Source organism: Microcystis sp. M165S2, assembly GCF_020245885.1.
In the GTDB taxonomy this organism is placed as follows: Bacteria; Cyanobacteriota; Cyanobacteriia; order Cyanobacteriales; family Microcystaceae; genus Microcystis.
This window is the reverse complement of the sequence record NZ_JADBTZ010000356.1, coordinates 1-5,802: the sequence shown is the minus strand read 5'-3', so window position 1 is coordinate 5,802 and position 5,802 is coordinate 1. Positions and strand designations below refer to the sequence as shown.

At 44.7% G+C, this 5,802-nt stretch carries 4 protein-coding genes and 3 pseudogenes; 1 reads left to right on the top strand and 6 read right to left on the bottom strand.

Annotated elements, in window-relative coordinates:
- From IM479_RS17690 to IM479_RS17680, 3 genes and pseudogenes are all read right to left on the bottom strand, one after another.
- Positions 1 to 514, bottom strand: a pseudogene (locus IM479_RS17690) (IS5/IS1182 family transposase); the annotation flags it as partial.
- A gap of 352 nt (positions 515 to 866) precedes the next feature.
- Positions 867 to 1,550, bottom strand: coding sequence for a YdcF family protein (locus IM479_RS17685; RefSeq protein ID WP_287685169.1), 684 nt, complete (start codon positions 1,548 to 1,550; stop codon positions 867 to 869).
- Positions 1,551 to 1,552: 2 nt separating this feature from the next.
- Entirely contained in the window at positions 1,553 to 4,216 is a 2,664-nt protein-coding gene (locus tag IM479_RS17680; protein WP_287685170.1) for a DNA gyrase/topoisomerase IV subunit A, read from the bottom strand.
- 82 nt (positions 4,217 to 4,298) lie between these two features.
- Here IM479_RS17680 and IM479_RS17675 point away from each other — a divergent pair, with 82 nt between their 5' ends.
- The gene (locus IM479_RS17675) at positions 4,299 to 4,703 is read left to right on the top strand and encodes a response regulator (protein WP_286823950.1); all 405 of its coding nucleotides are present in this window, start codon (positions 4,299 to 4,301) and stop codon (positions 4,701 to 4,703) included.
- Between the two features lie 18 nt (positions 4,704 to 4,721).
- On the opposite strand, the pseudogene IM479_RS23100 reads toward IM479_RS17675, so the two are convergent.
- The 3 genes and pseudogenes from IM479_RS23100 to IM479_RS17665 all read right to left on the bottom strand — a co-directional run.
- Positions 4,722 to 4,922, bottom strand: a pseudogene (locus IM479_RS23100) (hypothetical protein).
- A gap of 37 nt (positions 4,923 to 4,959) precedes the next feature.
- A complete protein-coding gene (locus IM479_RS17670; RefSeq protein ID WP_287685171.1) occupies positions 4,960 to 5,652 on the bottom strand; it encodes a M15 family metallopeptidase in 693 nt (230 codons plus the stop codon).
- Positions 5,621 to 5,802, bottom strand: a pseudogene (locus IM479_RS17665) (hypothetical protein); the annotation flags it as partial. The gene IM479_RS17670 and the pseudogene IM479_RS17665, both read right to left, overlap by 32 nt.

Here is a 5,802-nt window from a genome sequence, read left to right as displayed (position 1 = left end):
ATACTCTGTTTATTATTTTGGTACATCCAGAGTTGTTGGCGATAAACTTCTGTGACTACTAACAACAGTTTATAGTCTCTTTTTTTCAAGCTTTGTAGAGAGGCTCCTTCTGCTAAAAGTTGTTCAATATGGTCGAGATTTCTTTTCAGACATTGCCGCTGTTTTTTCAGGGAACCTATCGTCTTTGTTTGGCGGTAGGTTTTCTTTTTTTTGCTACTTCTAAATAACTTTTTCTGGCTAGGAGACGATAGGTTCTCGGTTTTTGAACAAGTTTTCCTTTTAAAGTTTCCCAGAGAATATCAATAATTTTTTCGGTTTGTTTTCTTCCTTGATTTAACAGGTTTAAATCCGTAGGATAACTAATATCTGCCGGGGCACAACTTGCATCTAAAATTAATTTGCCTCGATTTTCGGGTTGACTTTGGCTTTCACTTTCTAACTTTTTTGCGGTGTTTTCTTCTCCCTTTATTTATCTCGCATTTTTGACCATAAAGCGATTCACTTTATTAATTAGGGTCTGCTGAAAAAGTTTTTCGGTGGGGGTTGGGGGTTGGGGGTTGGGGGTTGGGGGATGGGGGATGGGTTTTACCGATTTTCAGGTGGTCAACTACCTAATTTTCAGGGAAAATTAAGGTACTTTTTCTCTGAAAATTAGCTAATTGACCAGATGAGAATCGGTAAAAACCTACACCCCACACCCCACACCCCACACCCTGTCCCCACAAGAAACTTTTTGCCGCAAACCCTAGTTAAAAGGTATAGGAAAGTGGCAAGTGGGAAGAGAGAGTTTGCCTTTAAAAATCCCAAGTTAGTAGATTTACAAAAATGGGATGCAGCCGCTAAAAAACTAACTGGGAGAAGATTGTTTACTTGATCCTACCTTGAGATTCACATTGAAAACCTTCATCGTGCCAAGCTTCTAAATCAACGGAATTTAAGGGAATGACTTGCCAACAGGGGGGATAGATTAATTGTCCCACAAAAGCCCAAATTATACTTCTAGTCACATCTAACCCAGTTTTTAGCTTTGATTCGTTATTACCCGGGATACCAATTTCTCGGACTGCATCGATTTCTACTGCTATACCATGGGATTGCAAGTGAATTTCTGCTAACCATTTAGCGCGGGGTAAATGAGTGGGAGAGGTGACAACTTTTACTTTATGTACTCCCCATTGTTTTAAAATTGGCACGGCAAAGAAAAAATTGCCGAAGGTAGAATCAGCACACTTTTCCAACCAGACGTTAGTTTTTGGCGCTTTTGCCCGTTCAAATAGTAATAAAATACAGGGGTCTTTCGAGCCTTGGGAAATTAAAATCGGTATATCGGGGTATTGCTGGGCTAGATTGGCTACATAAATTTCCCGACGAATGCTGCCCCCCAAAACTAAGATGGCATCAATGGGTTTTTGTTGATTAATTGGCCAGCGGATGGCTAAATTAATCGCTAAATTAAGGATAATAAACCCAAAAACCAGAATCGGAGTTATTTTTAACCATCTTTGCCAATGCCGGTGTTTACGGGCAACATTTTTCGGTTTTTTCGCCATTGTTAGAGACGGTGTAACAATTGTACTTTGATAATTTTTTCTGCGGGGTTGAGTTTGACTAATTGTGAACCTGTCCCGTCTTTACCCGTAACTGTCACAGTCTCTACCTCTAAGGGTAGTTTTCGATTCTGATTGGTACTTAATAACACTATACTCCCCTCCTGCGCCGCTACCATGGCCACTAAACTATCCTGTTTGTTAACGAATTGTAAAGCGGGTGAACCAAGATCGCCTAATTGTGATAGACGTAAATTCTCGATCGCCAGTCTTTTCCCGTAACCTAATCCCGAAATCAGCAGCAGATTTTCCCGATGAGGGAGAGAAACACAACCAGCTAGATTTTCCCCGTAGCGCAATCGCAAAATTGCTAAACCCTGGGCAGATTTACCCATAATTGGCAATAATTCCTCGCGCACGGGATAACGCAACACCCGACCGCTACTGGTGGCGATCGCTAAGTCCAGGCCCTCGTGAGTAAAAATAGCGCCATATAGGCGATCGTCTTCTTTCAATTTCATGAGGGACAAACCCCGACTACCGACCCCCTCTAATTCATCGATGGAAAGCCGCTTTATTCGCCCCTGTTGACTCAGTAAAAGCAATTCTTGATTTTTTTGAGGTTCCGTCAAGAAAAATTGATTTAACACGGCTTCTGAATCTTTTTGGGCGGTTTTGGTCAGCAGACGGTCGATTAACACCGGTTGATTGTCTTTTGGAGGAACTTCCCGGGTAGCAATCGGGTAAGCTTTAGCATTATCGAGGATAACTAGGAAATTTTCCCGTTTTTCGATCGCCTGTTGATAGATAATTAAACCCCGGTCCGGCGCTCGCTCTTCTGGTGTCGTCCAACTAATTTTATCTTCGGCATCAAGCAATAAAATCGCATTTTCTGGGGGTTCTTGGGGCGTAAATAGGCTTAAACTCGGTGCATTCTCACTCTCAGACTTTTTCTTAACTTTATTCTCCTGTTTTTTAACTTCTGCCTCGAAAGAGGGTGTGGGGTGTGGGGTGTGGGGTGTAGGGAAGGAAACCTCTTTCATCTGTGGGGGTGAAAATTTTTTCATCGGGACTGACTCCTGCTTTTTAACCACAGAATCCTGTTTCTTCCCTGCTGACTGCTCCTTTGTCCCCGCTCCCTTCTGACTGCTCCCTGCTCCCGACTTCCCAGTGCGAATTTTTGTCCGTCTGCTATCGGCGAATTTTTTCTTTAAAGAGCGCAATTCTTTTTTCAGAGACTTGAGAAACTCCTGACGGTTATGGAGGAGAGTTTCCAACTGTTGAATTTTTGTTTGTAATTCCGTCGCTTCCGTCTCTAATTTTTGTCTTTCCAAACCAGTTAGACGACGTAGGGGCATAGCCAAGATAGAATCAGCTTGAGCGTCACTAATGCCCAATTCTGCCTGAAAACGGTACTTAGCCGTCGTCCCATCGGGAGCATTTTTGAGAATATCCACCACTCGATCGATATTCTGCAAAGCTAATAATAAACCCTCGACTAAGTGTAAGCGATCGCTGGCCTGTTGCAACTCATCGCCATACTGACGGGTGAGAGTTGTTTCTCGAAAGCGCAAGAATTCCTGTAAAACTTGTTTTAAAGATAACTGCCGGGGTTGATTATCGACCAAAGCGAGGATAATCGCCCCAAAATTAGTCTGTAGGGCCGTTTGTTGGTATAAAGCCGCCAAAACCTGCTGCGGTTGACTTTCCCGCTTTAATTCAATCACCACCCGAATGCCTTCGCGATTGCTTTCATCGCGGATATCGGCAATTCCCTCCAATTTCCCTAAATTGACTAATTCGGCGATTTTTTCAATCCATGCCGCCTTATTCACCTGAAAAGGCAACTCAGTAACCACAATTGCCGTCCTTTCCCTTCGGCGCTTGCCCTCAATGATAATTGTTTCAGTTTTCGCCACTCCGCGCACGGGAATAATCCCCCTACCGGTGCGATAAGCCTCGCGAATGCCGGTATCATCTAAAATCTCGCCTCCCGTGGGAAAATCGGGCCCGGGGATAATTTCTACTAACTTTTCCTCGCTTAAATCGGGATTATCAATCAAAGCGATTAAACCTTCCACCACTTCCCCTAAATTATGGGGAGGAATATTAGTCGCCATCCCCACCGCAATACCTGAACAACCATTAAGAATGAGTATCGGTAACTGAGCGGGTAAAACAACGGGTTCCTGTTGAGAATTATCAAAATTACTGTTGAAATTAACGATAGCTTCGCTAATTCCCCCCAAAACCGCTTGATCACCGATGCCGGCCAAACGGGTTTCTGTATAACGCATGGCTGCTGGGGGGTCGTTATCGATCGAACCAAAGTTACCATGGCCCGATAAAAGTGGGTAACGACTGGAAAAATCCTGTACCATACGAACCAGTGCCTCGTACACTGACTGATCGCCGTGGGGATGATATTTACCCAAGACATCCCCCACCACCCGCGCACATTTGCGAAAAGGGCGATCGGGGGTTAAACCCAGTTCGTGCATAGCGTATAATATGCGACGATGTACTGGTTTTAAGCCATCCCGTACATCCGGCAACGCTCGCCCCACGATCACACTCATGGCATATTCTAGATAGGAGCGTTCCATCTCTTGGTGTAAAGCCGTGGGTATAATTTGACCACTAGCTAAGAAATCCAGTTGTTTGGCCATGAGTCTCTCGTTTTCAATCTGTCTAGCTGTGAATCATAAGGCATTTTGCCCGTTTTGACCTTGTTTATCCCTGAGCATCCCTATGACGACTGTTTTGATTGTAGAAGACGACCCGATTAATTTTCGCGTTTTTGCCAAAATTTTGACCAAACGAGGTGGTCTAGAGGTTAAAGGGACTGAAGACGTGGAGGAGGTGCTTCGTATTGCTCGGGACAAGGAAGCGGACGTGATCTTAATGGATGTCTCCCTCTCCCATAGTGTCTATGAAGGGAAAGCGGTAGATGGCATTAAAATCAGCCAAATTCTCAAAGCTAACCCCGAAACCGCCGATTTACCTGTTATTCTCGTCACCGCTCACGCTATGGAGGGCGATCGAGAGAATTTTCTCAAGCAGAGTCAGGCCGATGGTTATATTTCTAAACCCGTGGTTGATCACCAAGCTTTTGTTGATCAAATTTTGGCGATCGTTGATCGGGAGTCGGTGTAAGCTTTGAGTCTTCTTTTGTTAGTATATCAGTATTGATCTAGGGTTAGCTGAATAAATCTTAAAACCTTGTTGGGTAAGACTTTTAGACCTTTTGTCAATCAAGAAGTACCGGATCTGGGAGTGATCGGGGGAAAATTTAGGCACTTTTTCTCTGAAAATTAGGTAATTGACCAGATGAGAATCGGTAAAAACCTACACCCCACACCCCACACCCCACACCCTGTCCCCACAAGAAACTTTTTGCCGCAAACCCTACTTAATCCTCCACTCTGCCATAGATGGCGTAGGCTCGATCGAGCGACCAGGCCCACATCTGATCCCCTAGGGAAAAATGCCACCATTCCCCCTTATGTTGACTAAATCCCGCCTCCTCCATCACTTTAGCCAATAAAACTCGTTTTTGATGATAACTCTGTTCTCGCGGGCTTTTTGCGGCGATATAATAATCGGGATGCGATCGCTCTCCGATCTCATCGATTTCTCCCCCCATGTCGATGGCTTGTCCCTTCTCGTCAACTAGGGTAATATCGATCGCCGCTCCGGTACTATGGGGAGGCGGAGTGGCGGCATTATCGCTGGGAACCGCCCAAATAGTGTAAACTTCTGTTAAAATCCCTTGACTTTCTGCCTCCGATAGTTTCTCTTTGGCTAATCCTCTTGTGTCTAGGAGAGTCTGAAAAGTATAATCGACCATAAATTGTTGCACTTCCAGCGGTCGATAGGCATCAAAAATCAAAATTTGCCAACCAGGTTGATAGACTTGCAGACGGTTTTGAGCCTCAATCAGAGCATTTAACACCCCTTGTCGCAAAAAATAGGGAGATTTACCCCGATAATTAGCCCCTAATTTCTCGTAAGCATGGGGAGAAGGTATAACAAACTTATCTGCGGGTATAGGTACTAGGGGTTCCCCGCATTCACGAATAGGAATTTTTTGGTAGGGTTTCATCGCGTCGTCGGGAAACAGTAATTTTATTGATTGTCAACTCGATCGCCAGTTTACCGGAAAGACTAGATAGGGTCTGCTGAAAAAGTTTTTCGGTGGGGGTTGGGGGTTGGGGGTTGGGGGTTGGGGGGTGGGGTGTGGGGTGTGGGGTGT

What these genes read in the sequence shown, in the direction of transcription:
- IM479_RS17685 (WP_287685169.1), bottom strand. Translation starts at nt 1,550, where the DNA reads ATGGCGAAAAAACCGAAAAATGTTGCCCGTAAACACCGGCATTGGCAA.
- IM479_RS17680 (WP_287685170.1), bottom strand. Translation starts at nt 4,216, where the DNA reads ATGGCCAAACAACTGGATTTCTTAGCTAGTGGTCAAATTATACCCACG.
- IM479_RS17675 (WP_286823950.1), top strand. Translation starts at nt 4,299, where the DNA reads ATGACGACTGTTTTGATTGTAGAAGACGACCCGATTAATTTTCGCGTT.
- IM479_RS17670 (WP_287685171.1), bottom strand. Translation starts at nt 5,652, where the DNA reads ATGAAACCCTACCAAAAAATTCCTATTCGTGAATGCGGGGAACCCCTA.